14 protein-coding genes and 2 pseudogenes are annotated in these 15,526 nt (G+C 70.6%); 13 read left to right on the plus strand and 3 right to left on the minus strand.

From position 1 onward, the window contains the following. Positions 1-50: 50 nt before the first annotated feature. Positions 51-1,565: a 3-hydroxyacyl-CoA dehydrogenase gene (locus tag ACIQBL_RS21785; RefSeq protein WP_401944172.1), complete on the plus strand. Its 1,515-nt coding sequence runs from the start codon at positions 51-53 to the stop codon at positions 1,563-1,565. Beyond that, positions 1,562-2,155, plus strand: a complete 594-nt coding sequence (locus ACIQBL_RS21790) for a TetR/AcrR family transcriptional regulator (protein WP_401944174.1) — start codon at positions 1,562-1,564, stop codon at positions 2,153-2,155. Before ACIQBL_RS21785 ends, ACIQBL_RS21790 begins: the two co-directional genes overlap by 4 nt. 1 nt (position 2,156) lies before the next feature. On the opposite strand, the gene ACIQBL_RS21795 is transcribed toward ACIQBL_RS21790, so the two are convergent. Next, positions 2,157-2,657 carry an Lrp/AsnC family transcriptional regulator gene (locus ACIQBL_RS21795; RefSeq protein ID WP_401944176.1) on the minus strand — a complete coding sequence of 167 codons (501 nt, stop codon included), beginning with the start codon at positions 2,655-2,657 and terminating at the stop codon, positions 2,157-2,159. Positions 2,658-2,831: 174 nt separating this feature from the next. Here ACIQBL_RS21795 and pdhA point away from each other — a divergent pair, with 174 nt between their 5' ends. The 9 genes and pseudogenes from pdhA (at position 2,832) to ACIQBL_RS21840 (ending at position 11,715) form a co-directional block, all read left to right on the plus strand. Beyond that, positions 2,832-3,968 (plus strand): pyruvate dehydrogenase (acetyl-transferring) E1 component subunit alpha, encoded by a 1,137-nt coding sequence (gene pdhA / locus ACIQBL_RS21800; RefSeq protein WP_401944178.1) that lies wholly within the window; start codon positions 2,832-2,834, stop codon positions 3,966-3,968. After that, on the plus strand, positions 3,965-4,969 hold the full coding sequence (locus ACIQBL_RS21805; protein WP_401944180.1) for an alpha-ketoacid dehydrogenase subunit beta: 1,005 nt from the start codon (positions 3,965-3,967) through the stop codon (positions 4,967-4,969). The genes pdhA and ACIQBL_RS21805 overlap by 4 nt, the downstream gene beginning before the upstream one ends. After that, a complete protein-coding gene (locus tag ACIQBL_RS21810) occupies positions 4,969-6,285 on the plus strand; it encodes a dihydrolipoamide acetyltransferase family protein (protein ID WP_401944182.1) in 1,317 nt (438 codons plus the stop codon). Before ACIQBL_RS21805 ends, ACIQBL_RS21810 begins: the two co-directional genes overlap by 1 nt. Positions 6,286-6,339: 54 nt before the next feature. Beyond that, positions 6,340-7,329 carry an NTP transferase domain-containing protein gene (locus ACIQBL_RS21815; protein ID WP_401944184.1) on the plus strand — a complete coding sequence of 330 codons (990 nt, stop codon included), beginning with the start codon at positions 6,340-6,342 and terminating at the stop codon, positions 7,327-7,329. Further along, complete coding sequence (locus ACIQBL_RS21820; RefSeq protein ID WP_401944186.1) at positions 7,326-8,702, plus strand: molybdopterin molybdotransferase MoeA; 1,377 nt, start codon at positions 7,326-7,328, stop codon at positions 8,700-8,702. The genes ACIQBL_RS21815 and ACIQBL_RS21820 overlap by 4 nt, the downstream gene beginning before the upstream one ends. Next, positions 8,699-9,109, plus strand: a pseudogene (locus ACIQBL_RS21825) (potassium channel family protein); the annotation flags it as partial. The gene ACIQBL_RS21820 and the pseudogene ACIQBL_RS21825, both read left to right, overlap by 4 nt. A gap of 411 nt (positions 9,110-9,520) precedes the next feature. Beyond that, positions 9,521-9,886 (plus strand): PadR family transcriptional regulator, encoded by a 366-nt coding sequence (locus ACIQBL_RS21830; protein WP_200716878.1) that lies wholly within the window; start codon positions 9,521-9,523, stop codon positions 9,884-9,886. Then, positions 9,883-10,461, plus strand: a complete 579-nt coding sequence (locus ACIQBL_RS21835; RefSeq protein WP_200716877.1) for an HAAS signaling domain-containing protein — start codon at positions 9,883-9,885, stop codon at positions 10,459-10,461. Before ACIQBL_RS21830 ends, ACIQBL_RS21835 begins: the two co-directional genes overlap by 4 nt. A 645-nt stretch (positions 10,462-11,106) precedes the next feature. After that, on the plus strand, positions 11,107-11,715 hold the full coding sequence (locus ACIQBL_RS21840) for a hypothetical protein (RefSeq protein WP_401944189.1): 609 nt from the start codon (positions 11,107-11,109) through the stop codon (positions 11,713-11,715). 83 nt (positions 11,716-11,798) lie between these two features. On the opposite strand, the gene ACIQBL_RS21845 is transcribed toward ACIQBL_RS21840, so the two are convergent. Continuing rightward, the gene (locus ACIQBL_RS21845) at positions 11,799-12,206 is read right to left on the minus strand and encodes a hypothetical protein (RefSeq protein ID WP_401944191.1); all 408 of its coding nucleotides are present in this window, start codon (positions 12,204-12,206) and stop codon (positions 11,799-11,801) included. Positions 12,207-12,359: 153 nt separating this feature from the next. On the opposite strand from ACIQBL_RS21845, the pseudogene ACIQBL_RS21850 reads away from it, so the two are divergent. Both ACIQBL_RS21850 and ACIQBL_RS21855 read left to right on the plus strand, forming a co-directional pair. Next, positions 12,360-13,055: pseudogene (locus ACIQBL_RS21850) on the plus strand (potassium channel family protein); the annotation flags it as partial. A 71-nt stretch (positions 13,056-13,126) separates the two neighbouring features. Beyond that, complete coding sequence (locus ACIQBL_RS21855; protein ID WP_401944193.1) at positions 13,127-14,107, plus strand: NAD(P)H-quinone oxidoreductase; 981 nt, start codon at positions 13,127-13,129, stop codon at positions 14,105-14,107. A 149-nt stretch (positions 14,108-14,256) separates the two neighbouring features. On the opposite strand, the gene ACIQBL_RS21860 is transcribed toward ACIQBL_RS21855, so the two are convergent. Continuing rightward, positions 14,257-14,529, minus strand: coding sequence for a hypothetical protein (locus ACIQBL_RS21860; protein WP_401944195.1), 273 nt, complete (start codon positions 14,527-14,529; stop codon positions 14,257-14,259). Between the last annotated feature and the right edge of the window lie 997 nt (positions 14,530-15,526).

Consider the following 15,526-nt stretch of genomic DNA (forward strand, 5'->3'; position numbering starts at 1 on the left):
AAGGGGGTCCGCCGCATCTGTGGAAAACCCCGTGCGGGAGGATCGCGCACATGACAGCACTCGACCTCAGCAGCCCCGTGGCCGTCGTCGGCACCGGCACCATGGGCCAGGGCATCGCCCAGGTCGCGCTGACCGCCGGCCATGTCGTACGGCTGTACGACGCCGTACCGGGACGGGCCGGGGAAGCGACAGCCGCGATCTGCGCCCGGCTCGACCGGCTCGTCGAGAAGGACCGGCTCACCGCCGCAGACCGGGACGCCGCACGCGCCCGTCTCCTGCCCGCCGAGGCCCTGACCGACCTGGCGGACTGCACCCTGGTCGTCGAGGCCGTCCTGGAGCAACTGGACGTCAAGCAGCAGCTGATGCGCGACCTGGAGGACATCGTCGGCGAGGACTGTCTGCTCGCCACCAACACCTCGTCCCTGTCGGTGACGGCCATCGGCGGCGCCCTGCGCAACCCCGGCCGGTTCGTCGGCCTGCACTTCTTCAACCCGGCACCCCTGCTGCCGCTCGTCGAGGTCGTCTCCGGGTTCGCCACCGACGTCACGTCGGCCACGCGCGCGTACGAGATGTCCCGCGCCTGGGGCAAGACCCCGGTCGCCTGCGCCGACACCCCGGGCTTCATCGTCAACCGCATCGCCCGGCCCTTCTACGCCGAGGCCTTCGCGGTCTACGAGGCACAGGCCGCCGACCCGGCCACCATCGACGCCGTCCTGCGCGAGTCCGGCGGCTTCAGGATGGGCGCCTTCGAACTGACCGACCTCATCGGCCAGGACGTCAACGAGTCCGTCACGCGCTCCGTGTGGCAGTCCTTCTTCCAGGACGTCCGCTTCACGCCCTCGCTCGCCCAGCGCCGCCTCGTCGAGTCCGGCCGCCTCGGCCGCAAGACCGGGCACGGCTGGTACGACCACGGGGACGACGCCGAGCAGCCCGAACCGCACACCGCGGAACCGGAACAGGCGCCCGCCTACGTCGTCGTCGAGGGCGACCTGGGCCCCGCCGCCGAGCTGGTCGCGCTGATCCGCGAGGCGGGCATCGTCGTCCGCGAGGAGGAAGAGGACCACGGCACCCGGATGGTGCTGCCCGGCGGCGGCCAGCTGGCGCTCGCCGACGGACAGACCTCCGTCGAGTTCCGGGACGTCGTCTACTTCGACCTCGCCCTCGACTACCGCAGGGCCGGCCGCATCGCCCTGTCCGCCTCCCAGGACACCGCGTCGCAGACCCTCACCGAGGCGATCGGCCTCTTCCAGGCACTCGGCAAGAACGTCAGCGTCGTCGGGGACGTCCCCGGGATGATCGTCGCCCGCACGGTGGCCCGGATCGTCGACCTCGCGCACGACGCCGTCGCCAAGGGCGTCGCCACCGAGGAGGACATCGACACCGCGATGCGCCTCGGTGTCAACTACCCTCTGGGTCCGTTCGAATGGAGCCGCAGGCTCGGCCGCAGCTGGGCCTACGACCTCCTGGACGACCTGCACCTGCGTGATCCGTCGGGACGGTACGCCCCGTCCCTCGCGCTCTACCGCCACGCGTACGCCACCGAGAAGCGGGAGGGCACCCCATGACCACCGCCAAGCGCGACACGTACACCCCGGAGACCCTGCTCAACGTCGCCGTCCAGGTCTTCATCGAGCGCGGCTACGACGGCACCTCCATGGAGCACCTCGCCAAGGCGGCCGGTATCTCCAAGTCGTCGATCTACCACCACGTGACCGGCAAGGAGGAGCTGCTGCGCCGCGCCGTCAGCCGCGCCCTGGACGGCCTCTTCGGGATCCTCGACGAGGAGCACGCGCGCGTGGGGCGCGCCGTCGAGCGGCTGGAGTACGTCGTACGGCGGATGGTCGAGGTGCTGACCTCCGAACTGCCGTATGTGACCCTGTTGCTGAGGGTGCGCGGCAACACCGACACCGAGCGGTGGGCCCTGGAGCGGCGGCGGGACTTCGACCACAGGGTGGCCGACCTGCTGAAGGCCGCGGCGGCCGACGGCGACCTGCGCGGTGACGTGGAGGTACGGCTCGCGACCCGGCTCGTCTTCGGGATGATCAACTCCATCGTGGAGTGGTACCGGCCCGACGCGCGGGGCATGGGCGAGCGCGAAGTGACCGACGCGGTGGCCCAGTTGGTGTTCTCCGGACTGCGCAACCAGGCCCACTAGGTCAGCTCTGGGGCTCCAGGTCCTCCTCCTCGAACACCAGCAGCGTGCGCGAGCTGAGCACCTCGGGGATCGCCTGGAGCCGGGTGAGGACCAGCTCGCGCAGCGCGCGGTTGTCCGGTGTGTGCACCAGCAGCAGGACGTCGAAGTCGCCGCCCACCAGCGCGATGTGCGAGGCGCCCGGGAGCAGTCGCAGCTGCTCGCGGACCGTGCGCCAGGAGTTCTGCACGATCTTCAGAGTGATGTAGGCGGACGTGCCCTGACCCGCGCGTTCATGGTCGACCCGGGCGCCGAAGCCGCGGATGACGCCGTCCTCGATGAGCCGGTTGATGCGCGCGTAGGCGTTGGCGCGGGAGACATGCACCCGTTCGGCGACCGACCTTATCGACGCGCGGCCGTCCGCCTGGAGCATCTGGAGGATGTCCTGATCAATGGCGTCGAGCGGACGCGGGGCCGACGGGGCGCTGCCCGCGTCCGGGCCTTCGGCCATTTGTTCAGGTGCCATGTCCCCATGCCTCCTTACCATGGACGTACTGCGTTCATTTGAGGTTGTGGAGAACCGTTTGTCCACAGCCTGGAGGTGCCTGTAGCCAAAATGTGCCGACGACCGAACAATCGGTAGGGAGGCGCCGCACCTTCGACGCGCCTCTCCGAGCCACTCCCACGAGGAGGTGCCGTCATGACGGTCATGGAGCAGCGGGGCGCGTACCGGCCCACACCGCCGCCCGCCTGGCAGCCGCGCACGGACCCCGCGCCGCTGCTGCCCGACACCGCGCCGTACCGCGTGCTCGGCACCGCGGCTGCCGCACAGGCCGACCCCGAGCTGCTGCGTCGGCTGTACGCCCAGCTGGTGTCCGGCCGCCGGTACAACGCGCAGGCCACCGCCCTCACCAAGCAGGGCCGGCTCGCCGTGTACCCCTCCAGCACCGGCCAGGAGGCCTGCGAAGTCGCCGCCGCGCTGGTCCTCCGGGAGCAGGACTGGCTCTTCCCCAGCTACCGCGACACGCTCGCCGCCGTCGCCCGCGGCCTCGACCCCGTGCAGGCCCTCACCCTGCTGCGCGGCGACTGGCACACCGGCTACGACCCGCGCGAGCACCGCGTCGCCCCGCTGTGCACCCCCCTCGCCACCCAGCTGCCGCACGCCGTGGGCCTCGCCCACGCGGCCCGCCTCAAGGGCGACGACGTGGTCGCGCTCGCCATGGTCGGCGACGGCGGCACCAGCGAGGGCGACTTCCACGAGGCCCTGAACTTCGCCGCCGTCTGGCAGGCCCCGGTCGTCTTCCTCGTCCAGAACAACGGCTTCGCGATCTCCGTCCCGCTCGCCAAGCAGACCGCGGCCCCGTCGCTGGCCCACAAGGCCGTCGGCTACGGCATGCCCGGCCGCCTGGTCGACGGCAACGACGCGGTCGCCGTGCACGAGGTTCTCGCCGACGCCGTACGGCACGCGCGCGAGGGCGGCGGTCCCACGCTCGTCGAGGCCATCACCTACCGCATCGAGGCCCACACCAACGCCGACGACGCGACCCGCTACCGCGGCGACACCGAGGTCGAGGCCTGGCGCGCCCACGACCCGATCGCCCTCCTGGAGCACGAGCTGACCGAGCGCGGGCTCATCGACGAGGACGGCATCCGGGCCGCCCGCGACGCCGCCGACACCATGGCGGCCGAGCTGCGCGCCCACATGAACCAGGACCCGGTGCTCGACCCCATGGACCTGTTCACCGATGTGTACGCCGAACCCACCCCCCAACTGCGCGAACAGCGCGACCAGTTGGCGGCGGAGCTGGCGGCCGAGCGGGAGGGGACGCACTCATGACCACCGTCGCCCTCAAGCCCGCCACCATGGCGCAGGCCCTCACGCGCGCGCTCCGCGACGCGATGGCCGCCGACCCCACCGTGCACGTCATGGGCGAGGACGTCGGCACCCTCGGCGGGGTCTTCCGGGTCACCGACGGCCTCGCCAAGGAGTTCGGCGAGGACCGCTGCACCGACACCCCCCTCGCCGAGGCCGGCATCCTCGGCACGGCCGTCGGCATGGCGATGTACGGCCTGCGACCGGTCGTCGAGATGCAGTTCGACGCGTTCGCCTACCCGGCGTTCGAGCAGCTGATCAGCCACGTCTCCCGCATGCGCAACCGCACCCGCGGCGCCATGCCCCTCCCGATCACCGTCCGCGTCCCCTACGGCGGCGGCATCGGCGGCGTCGAACACCACAGCGACTCCTCCGAGGCGTACTACATGGCGACCCCGGGCCTGCACGTCGTCACCCCCGCCACGGTCGCCGACGCCTACGGCCTGCTGCGCGCCGCGATCGCCTCCGACGACCCGGTCGTCTTCCTGGAGCCCAAGCGCCTGTACTGGTCCAAGGACTGCTGGAACCCCGACGAGCCCACACCCGTTGAACCCATAGGCCGTGCCGTGGTCCGCCGCCCGGGCAGCAGCGCGACACTCATCACCTACGGCCCCTCCCTCCCCGTCTGCCTCGAAGCCGCCGAGGCGGCCCGCGCCGAGGGCTGGGACCTCGAAGTCGTCGACCTGCGCTCCCTGGTGCCCTTCGACGACGAGACGGTCTGCGCGTCCGTATGGCGGACCGGCCGCGCGCTAGTCGTCCACGAGTCGGGCGGATACGGCGGCCCGGGCGGGGAGATCGCGGCCCGTGTCACGGAGCGCTGCTTCCACCACCTGGAGGCACCGGTGCTGCGCGTCGCGGGGTTCGACATCCCGTATCCGCCGCCGATGCTGGAGCGGCACCACCTGCCCGGCGTCGACCGGATCCTGGACGCCGTGGGCCGGCTTCAGTGGGAGGCCGAGAACTGATGGCACGCGCTTCTGACATGTACAGCCTGGAGTTCAAGCTCCCCGACCTCGGCGAGGGCCTCACCGAGGCGGAGATCGTGCGCTGGCTGGTCCAGGTCGGCGACGTCGTCGCCATCGACCAGCCGGTCGTCGAGGTCGAAACGGCCAAGGCGATGGTCGAGGTCCCGTGTCCCTACGGCGGCGTCGTCACGGCCCGCTTCGGCGAGGAGGGCACCGAACTGCCCGTAGGCGCCCCGCTGTTGACGGTGGCGGTGGGGGCACCGGCCGCTGACACCGACGTGGAGACCGAGGGCTCGGGGAACGTGCTGGTGGGCTACGGCACCGGGGCCCCTCCGGCGCGGCGGCGCAGGGTACGGCGGATGGGGCCGGGTGTCGTGACGTCGGTGGCGGACGCGCCCGCTGCTCAGGACGCCGGCCGCGGCGACGGCCCCGTACCCGTGATCTCGCCTCTCGTACGACGGCTCGCGCGGGAGAACGGCCTGGAACTGCGGGAGTTGACGGGTTCCGGACGGGACGGGCTGATCCTGCGGGCGGACGTCGAGCAGGCGCTCCGCGCGGCGGCGGCCCAGGAGGCGATCGCCCAGGAAGCGACCCTCCTGCCCCCGGCCACGGTCCCCACCAAGCCCGATGGGACCCGCACCCCCCTCCGCGGCATCCGGGGAGCCGTGGCCGACAAGCTCTCCCGCAGTCGCCGGGAGATCCCCGACGCGACCTGCTGGGTGGACGCCGACGCGACGGAACTGATGCGCACCCGCGCGGCCATGAACGCCGCCGGTGGACCCAAGATCTCCGTACTGGCACTGCTCGCCAGGATCTGCACGGCCGCGCTGACCCGGTTCCCCGACCTCAACTCCAGCGTGGACATGGACGCGCGGGAGGTCGTCCGGTTCGACCGGGTCCACCTCGGCTTCGCCGCGCAGACCGAGCGCGGGCTCGTCGTACCCGTCGTCAAGGACGCGCACGCGCGCGACACGGAGACGCTGAGCGCGGAGTTCGCGCGGCTGACCGACGCGGCCCGGACCGGGACACTGACGCCCGCGGACCTCACCGGCGGGACCTTCACGCTCAACAACTACGGGGTGTTCGGCGTCGACGGTTCCACGCCGATCATCAACCACCCCGAGGCGGCCATGCTCGGCGTCGGGCGCATCGTCCCCAAGCCGTGGGTGCACGAGGGCGAGTTGGCGGTGCGCCAGGTCGTCCAGCTGTCGCTCACCTTCGACCACCGGGTGTGCGACGGCGGCACTGCGGGCGGTTTCCTGCGGTATGTGGCGGACTGTGCGGAACAGCCGGCGGTGCTGCTGCGCAACCTGTGATCACGGCGGCGCGCACAAGTTCCCTGTGATCAGGGCGGGACGCATACTCGGGGGGTGACCGCGTACGAGCCCCCCGACGCCGCGCCCGCCGTCGCCTACGACGCCGTGGTGCTCGCGGGCGGTGCCGCCCGGCGGCTCGGCGGTGCCGACAAACCCGGTCTGCGCGTGGGCGGCCGGGCCCTGCTCGACCGGGTGCTCACCGCCTGCGCCGACGCAGGGACCACGGTCGTGGTGGCCGACCCCAGGACCACCTCCCGCCCGGTGCGCTGGGCCCGCGAGGACCCGCCCGGCGCGGGCCCGGTCGCCGCACTCGACGCGGGCCTGCGCCACACCACCGCCGACGCCGTCGTGGTCCTCTCCGCCGACCTGCCGTTCCTCGAAGTGGCCACCGTACGGCGGCTGTTGACCGCCCTGCGGGCCGGCGAGGCCGAAGGGGTACTGCTCACCGACGCCGACGGACGCGACCAGCCGCTCGTGGCCGCGTACCGGGCACCGGCACTCCGCCGCGAACTGACCGCACTCATCTCGGAGCACGGCACCCTCACCGGGCTGCCCCTGCGTCGGCTGACCGCCGCGCTCGATCTCACCCGCGTCCCCGACCCCGTCGCGTCCTTCGACTGCGACACCTGGGACGACCTCGCCACCGCCAGGGCACGCATCAGGGAGCATGGGCACGTGTTGGATGAATGGATTTCCGCAGTCAAGGACGAACTGGGCATCGACCTGGACGTCGACACCGGCATCCTGCTCGACCTCGCCCGCGACGCCGCCCACGGAGTGGCCAGGCCCGCCGCACCGCTGACCACCTTCCTGGTCGGTTACGCGGCGGCGCAGGGCAAGGGCGGCCCGGAGGCTGTCGCCGAGGCGGCCCGCAAGGCCGTGGCCCTCGCACTGCGCTGGGCCGAGGAGGCCACCCCCGAGGCGAAGTCCGAGGCGAAGTCCGAGGCGAAGTCCGAAGCGAAGTCCGAAGCGAAGCCGGAAGCCACGTCCGACGCCATGTCGCAGACCTCGTCGGACACCCCGGGTCCGGACGCCGCCGGATGACCGCGCGCGGCATTCACGCCGGCGAGCACGCCCAGGACGCCGAGGACCTCGACGTCGAGGAGGTACTCGCCCTCGTGAACGAAGGCAGCACCGGCGACCCGGCCGAGCCCCCGCACCCGTCGCAGGGCACGCCTCAAACCCCCGGCGCACCTCGCAGACCGGACTCCCAGCACCGGGCCACCCCCTGGCCCGAGGCCCGTGCCATCGCCGGACGCGCCGCCCGCTCCGGCGGCCACCGCGCCCCCGTCTCCGTGGCCCTCGACTCCGCGCTCGGCCTGGTCCTGGCCGCGCCGCTCGTCGCCCTGAGCGACCTGCCCTCGTTCGACACCTCCGCGATGGACGGCTGGGCGGTCGCGGGGCCCGGCCCCTGGGACGTACGCGAGGAAGGGGTGCTCGCCGGGCACTCGCGGTCCGAGCCGCTCAGCGACGGCGAGGCCGTAAGGATCGCGACCGGTGCCCGGGTCCCCGCCGACGCCACCGCCGTCATCCGCAGCGAACACGGCCGTACCGACGACAAGGGCCGGCTCCATGCGGCCCGGGACGTCGGACACGGCCAGGACATCCGGCCCCGTGGCCAGGAGTGCCGAACCGGCGACCATCTGCTGCCGGGCGGCACCCTGGTGACCCCCGCGGTGCTGGGCCTCGCCGCAGCCGCCGGATACGACACGCTCACCGCCGTACCCCGCCCCCGCGTCGAAGTCCTCATCCTGGGCGACGAGTTGCTCACCGAGGGGCTGCCCCGCGACGGGTTCATCCGGGACGCGCTCGGTCCGATGCTGCCCTCCTGGCTGCGGGCACTCGGCGCCGAGGTCATCGCGGTCCGCCGGCTCGGCGACGACGCGAAGGCGCTGCACAAGGCCATCACAGGCAGCACCGCCGACCTCATCGTCACCACCGGCGGCACCGCCTCAGGACCGGTCGACCACGTCCACCCCACCCTGCGCGGCATCGGCGCCGAACTCCTCGTCGACAGCGTCAAGGTCCGCCCCGGTCACCCCATGCTGCTGGCCCGCATCAAGGACGACCAGCATCTCGTCGGCCTGCCTGGCAACCCGCTCGCCGCGATCTCCGGCCTGTTCACCCTCGCCGAACCGCTGCTGCGGACCCTGTCGGCACACCCCGCCCCGGAGCCGTACACGCTGCCCCTCCAGGACGCGGTGCACGGGCACCCGTACGACACCCGGCTCGTCCCCGCAGTGCTGCGCGGTGACTGTGCCGTCCCGCTGCACTACAACGGTCCGGCCATGCTGCGCGGGATCGCGGCGGCCGACGCGCTGGCGGTCGTACCGCCGGGTGGGGCGCGGCAGGGGCAGCAGGCGGAACTCATCGATCTGCCCTGGGCGGTCGCCGGGATCGGGGTGTGTTTCACGTGAAACAATCGGGCCATGATGCGATCGCCCGCCAGGCGGACGAACATCTCGTGACCCATCGGGTGAAACTCCCGAAGAAAGTGGTCGAGCACCCCTTCCAACAGGTCGCCAAACGGCTGTCCGTCGCCCTGTGCCTGCTCGTCGCCACCGCGCTGATCGTCTACGCCGACCACGAGGGCTACAACGACAACTCGGACGGCTCGGTCGACTTCCTCGACGCGCTGTACTACGCCACGGTCACCCTCTCGACCACCGGCTACGGCGACATCACCCCGGTCAGCGACGGCGCCCGGCTCACCAACATCCTTGTCGTCACGCCACTGCGCGTGCTGTTCCTGATCGTCCTGGTCGGCACCACCCTCGAAGTCCTCACCGAACGCACGCGGGAGGAATGGCGCTTGAATCGCTGGAGTCAATGGTTTGGTGGATGTACCACAAGGTGCCTGGCCGGAGGGGCATGGTCCGGGCCGATGTGGTGAACCACGCTGCATAGAAGATTCGGCCGCGTAGCCGCTCACTCGGATCACCCGGCTCACCACCGGCGATGTCCTCCAGGGAAACGGCGAGGCCCTCGTCTGCCTCAGTGACCCGCCCTCACCCGCCCCTGAGCCCCTTGCCTCGCTGCTGCTGGCCCACCTCGGCCAGCACCCGAACACCATGACCGCCACCAACGCCGACGCCCGCTGGCTGTTCCTCGGCCGCCGGGCATGCTCGGCGGCCACAAGGACACCACCGCCCCAGGTCCGCCAGTTGACCGAGGTCGGATTACGCGAGGTCGCCAGTTCTGGACCGGGGTTGACACGCCACGTAGTATGCATTGCATGGTAGCTGGCAAAGCAAGCAATCACGTGGAGGCCCGCGGTGTGAGCCAGCTGCGCAAGGGCGTGCTGGAGTACTGCGTCCTGGCGTTGCTGTCTGACAAGCCACGCTATGGGGTGGAGCTGCTGGAGGCTCTTGCGGATACGCCGGTCATGGCGACCAGCCAGGGGACGTTGTATCCGCTGCTGTCTCGTCTGCGCAGAAGTGGCCTGGCGGCCACGTACCTGGTGGAGTCGGCCAGTGGCCCGTCCCGCAGGTACTACGAACTGACCGACGAGGGCCGACAAGCCCTGGCGGAGTTCTCCGGGCACTGGCCCAGTTTCCGTGATGCTGTTGACCGTTTTCTCGTTTCTGGAGCTGAATCATGAGCGACGCCCTGACCCACCCGCTGGTTCGCGCTTACCTGGCCTCGGTCGACCGGGAGGCAGCAGTGTTGTCCGGCGACCGGCGCCGTGACTTGTTGGCGGACCTGCGAGAGCACATCGAGTCTGTGCTGCCGCAGGGTGCCGATGACGCGGCGGTCCAGCAGGCTCTGGACCAGCTCGGCACCCCGCGGGAGATTGCCGCCGCCGCGATCGCCGAAGAACCCGGCGTCACCCCGCTGCAGCCGCAGAGCAGCGCGCGCACCACTCTGACCCTGGGCATGATGGTTTTGGCTGCCCCGTTCTTCGAGGTCCTCGGCATCGGCCTCGTAGTGGCCGTCCTTGCCTCCGTGCGGATCTGGCGCTCTCCAGCATGGACCAGGCGGGACAAGCGCCTGGGCATCCTCTGCGCCTTCTCACCTCTACTGGTGATCCCCGCGGCTGCCGCCCTGTTCGTTCTCGCCGGCGGCCTCGGTGCCGAGGAACTCATCGGCATATTCCTGATCGCCATGGTGATCCCGCTGGCCGGAGCTATCCGACTGGGACGCAGTGCCGCACGCCTGCGCCCCCACGCAGCCTGAAAGGCCCCCCTCGGCGAAGCTCGCTGTCATACGGGCCGGGCGGGATGTGGAGGGTGGCGGTGTCGTAGTCGCCGAAGAGCAGCACGTTGTCCAGCGCCATGTTCACCAGGTCAGCGGTATGGGCCTTCACCGGCGCCGCCGCCCGCATTGCCGCCTCCGCGACCGCGCGGGCCTCGCCCGGCCCGTACCTCAGCTCCAAGCGTCGTTCACCTACGGCCGTCCGGTAGCGCTCCTCACTCCGCTCGGAGTCTGCCTGTGGCACCGTCCCCGCAGCGAGCCCCGCCCGATCGCGCACATGGGCCACGACCACCTCGGGTATGTCCCAGAGTTTAGGGACGCGGCCTAGGCCACGATCGAGTGTGTAGCGATCATCAGATAACCAAGAATCAATCCTTGGATTTCCTTGATCAGGTAAAGAGGGAATAGAAAAGGCGATATATCCACGCGTGTGTGGTCGATTTATGCCGAATGTGTGGGGGATTTTTCTTACTTACCCGCAAGGGGGCGTGCTGTGAAAAGTAGCCCCGAGTCAATCGCCAAGCTCAAGTCTCGCTCAGAATGTTCGATTTTTCTTGACGATCACCTAGGTATTCGATGATTGTTCTGTCCATGTCGCTCCCAGAGGGGGCGAAACGGAGGGAACCAATGAACGCCACGCTGACTCGCGCATGCACAGCCGCTGTACTGACCGCCTTTCTCGCTGTAGGAGTAGGAGGAGCGGGCACTGCCTTTGCAGTGGACACCCCGACCACGGTCAATGCCGACAACGCCGACCAAGACGGGAACCCGATACCTCAGGCGCCGGCCGACGCCGACGTTGACGCTACGGTCCACCCGGATGGCTGCCCGCCCGACCCGGGCTTCTCCTTCTCCAAAGTCAAGAGCACATTCGTCGGTGACAAGACCAAGACTGTCAGCGGGCAGTCCGGCATCCTTCTTTCGGTCTCGGTGGCACAGGGGCATACCTGGACCGGCACCATCTCGTATGCGGCCAAGTTCAGCGAGGGGATCCTCATCGCGTCCGCCGAGGAGACCATCAGCGGCTCGATCTCCTACGCCAAGACCACCACCGTCACCCTCGGTGGGGCGTGGAAGGTTCCGGCGAACCAGGCGGATGGATGGCTTGCCCTTGGTTCGAAGGGCTACTCCTTCAACTGGGAGCGCGGTTCTTACAACGGTGGCTGCAAGTGGATCGTCTCGAACCACGGGACCGCCAAGCTCCCGGCGCTCTCGCCCTACATCGCCCACTCGTGAGCTGAGGACGACCTGATGAAGCGCTCCCTGCTGGCCGCATCCCTGTCGGCCCTGGCCCTGGTATCGGCCTGTTCCGGCGGCTCTCACTCCCATGCGACCGCCACCCACGGGTCGACGTCGTCACCGGCGAAACCAACGACGGGGTCCGACGCGACCCCCTCTCCGGCGCAGACCCCGACGAGCCCGGACCGCCTTCCCAATCCGGTCCAGTCGTCACTCCCTGTCGGGTCGAAGACGCTGTACACGGGGTCGGGGCATGGTGCGGGCGGTGTCACGCTTCCGGCGTCAGCGGGGAAAGCCTCATCCATAACGGTGATGTGGACATGCGCCGGTCCCTCCAAGTTCAACGTAATCGCCGCTGGAAAGTCCCTCATCGGGTCTGATTGCGGTGACGGGAGCGGCGTGTTCACCGCCGAGATACCTCGCGCCAAGATGCACGAACTGGCGTGGAAGTTCTCAGCGGCCAATTCGGTGATCTGGCGGATCGTCATCACCCAACCATCCGGCAACTAAAAAGTTCACCGTGAGCATTACGGTTGGCTGCGCCGATCCCTCGCTCCCGTTTTAGGCGTGCAGTGCTTCTGGCTGACATCGAGTTAGGCCAGAAGCACTGCACGCAGGCATGTCGTAGATTTACGGGTGTCTTAAACCGCCGGAGGTCCGCGTTGCGGGATCACACCGTCGTCGTCGGCTTCGGCACGAAGGGGCGGTCCGCGATCCAGACCGTGTGCGCGACGGGACTGAAGAAGGAACAGGTCGTCGTCGTCGACCCCAGTGCGAAGGCGATCGAGGCCGCGAGCAGTGACGGGTACGTCGGCGTCGTCGGGGACGCCACCCGCAGCGAGGTCCTGAAGCGGGCCGAGGTGCACAAGGCGCGGCAGATCATCATCGCGACGCAACGCGACGACACCGCCGTGCTGGTGACCCTCACGGCCCGGCAGCTCAACCGCGGCGCGAAGATCGTCGCCGCGGTCCGCGAGGAGGAGAACGCGCCGCTCCTCAAGCAGTCCGGCGCCGATGCCGTCATCACCAGCGCCAGCGCGGCCGGCCGCCTCCTCGGCCTGTCCGTGCTCAGCCCCGCCGCCGGCATGGTCATGGAGGACCTCATCCAGCAGGGCAGCGGCCTCGACATGACCGAGCGGCCCGTCATAAAGGCCGAGGTGGGCAGGACACCGCGCGAGACGGACGACCTTGTGGTGAGCGTCGTACGCGGGCACCGGGTGCTCGGCTACGACGACCCGGCCATCGGGACGCTCCAGCTGACGGACCGGCTCATCACCATCGTGCGGGTCTCGCCGGGCACACAAGTAGCGCCGGACAACCGGCCGTTGCCGGAGTGACGTACCTTCGACCGTTGCCGCAGTGACACACCTCTGAGGTCGGCCGTACGACAAGGAGTAGCGTCGGGCTCATGCATGCGATCACGATTTCCGAACCTGGTGGGCCCGAGGAGCTGGTGTGGGACGAGGTCCCCGATCCGGTCGCCGGCGAGGGCGAGGTCCTGGTCGAGGTGGTGGCCAGCGCCGTCAACCGGGCCGACATCATGCAGCGCCAGGGCTTCTACGACCCGCCGCCCGGCGCGTCCCGCTACCCCGGCCTCGAATGCTCCGGCCGGATCACCGAGATCGGCCCCGGGGTCTCCGGATGGTCGGTCGGCGACGAGGTGTGCGCGCTGCTCGCGGGCGGCGGTTATGCCGAGAAGGTCGCCGTTCCTGCCGGGCAACTGTTGCCCGTGCCCACCGGTATCGACCTCATGCAGGCGGCGGCGCTGCCCGAGGTGGTCTGCACGGTCTGGTCGAACGTGTTCATGGTCGCCCACCTCCGCCCCGCCGAGACACTCCTCGTGCACGGCGGTTCCAGCGGTATCGGCACCATGGCGATCCAGCTCGCCAAGGCCGTCGGTGCGAAGGTCGCCGTCACGGCCGGCACCAAGGAGAAGCTCGACTACTGCGCCGAGTTGGGCGCCGACATCCTCATCAACTACCGCGAGCAGGACTTCGTCGCCGAGATCGCGCAGGCCACCGGCGGTGCGGGTGCCGACGTCATCCTCGACAACATGGGCGCCAAGTACCTGGACCGCAACGTCCAGGCCCTCGCCGTCAACGGGCGGCTCGCGATCATCGGGCTGCAGGGCGGAATCAAGGCCGAGCTGAACATCGCCGCCCTCCTCGGCAAGCGGGCCGCGATCAGCGCGACCTCGCTGCGGGCCCGTCCGCTCGGCGAGAAGGCGGCCATCGTCGCCGCCGTACGCGAACACGTGTGGCCGTTGATCGAGGCCGGTCACATCCGGCCGGTCGTCGACCGGGAGCTGCCGATGAGCGAGGCGGGGGCCGCGCACCAGGTGGTCGAGGACAGCGGGCACATCGGGAAGGTGCTGCTCGTCGCACCGTAGGCCCGGACCGGCCGTCGTAGGGGCCGGTCGGCTGCCGTCGGCCCTGGACCTGGCCTTGGCCCTGGACCTGGCCTTGGCCCTCGACCTTGACCTGGACCTGGACCTGGACCTGGACCTGGACTCAGACCCGGACCCGGACGCGGCGTCCGCTAGCTGCGTCGTACGCGGAGGCCGATGAAGGCAAGGCCTAGGCCGAGCCCGATCAGGATCAGGCCGCTGCCCAGCGGCAGGATCCGCAGCACGGGCTCGGCGGTGCCCTCGGCGCGGGCGACGGTCCGGTGCGCGGGCTGGAGCGGCGGCGTGGACGGCACGAGCCCCGCTGCCTGGGGCGACGCGGAGACGGTGGGAGCGGGACTGTCCGAACGGTCACCGCCGTCGCCTTCGTCCGCATCCGGCCCGGCGGTGTCCTCGCCGTTGCCCACGTTTTCGTCCTGGCTCTCGTCTGCGGTGGGCTCCGCTGTCCGTCCCGGCCGTTCCCGACCCTCGCCCGCCTGGCTCCCCGCCCGGGACGGATCGGCGGAGGCGGGCGCGGGGGCGAGGGCGAGGGCCTCACCGAGGTCGGGGCCGCGGCCGGGGCCGGGTGCGTGGGCCGGGGGATGCGCAGAGGGATGTGCGGGGAGATGGTCGACATCGGAGCCGGAGCCGGAGCCCGAGCCCGAGCCGGATCCCGAGCCGGAACCAGGGCCCGAGCCGAAACGCAGCCCGAGACCGGAGCCGAAGACGGCTCCCGTGCCAGAGCGCGAGCCGGAGATGGATCCCGAGCCGGATCCCGAGCCAGAGCCAGGAACCGAGCGCGAGCCAGAAGCCGAGCCGGAGCCGGAGCCCGAGCCAGAAGCCGAGCCCGAGCCCGAGCCCGAGCCCGAGCCCGAGCCAGAAACCGAGCCCGAGCCGAATCCCCGTCCCGCGCCCGGTGCGAAAGCAGCCGTTCTGGCCACGGCGGTGGCGGCCCCAGGAACCCCTGCCCCCGCCCCCGCCCCCGCCCTGACCACGATGCCGGCCCCAGGAACCCCTGCCCCCGCCCCCGCCCTGACCACGATGCCGGCCCCAGGAACCCCTGCCCCCGCCCCCGCCCTGACCACGATGCCGGCCCCAGGAACCCCCGCCCCCGCCCCCGCCCCGACCACGATGCCGGCCCCAGGAACCCCTGTTCCCATCCCCACTCCCGCCCCCGCGCCATACGCGAGGACACCCCCGCACGGCCCCACGACCGTACCCGTGCCCAAAACCAGCAGTAGTCCGGTCGCCCGTAGCAGCGAGGGCGATGTGCGCAGCCATGGAGTCATGTCCGTGACCCCCTCCCGAGCCGAGGCGGCAAGATCGACGGAACAAGCGTCACATCGGCCGGTCTTTCCGGCATTCCGGGTTCGGCCAACCGGAAACGGTGGATCACCCTTGGAGGGGGGCACCAGGGAGGTGAGG

The sequence above is a fragment of the Streptomyces sp. NPDC088350 genome (genome assembly GCF_044753545.1).
In the GTDB taxonomy this organism is placed as follows: domain Bacteria; phylum Actinomycetota; class Actinomycetes; order Streptomycetales; family Streptomycetaceae; genus Streptomyces.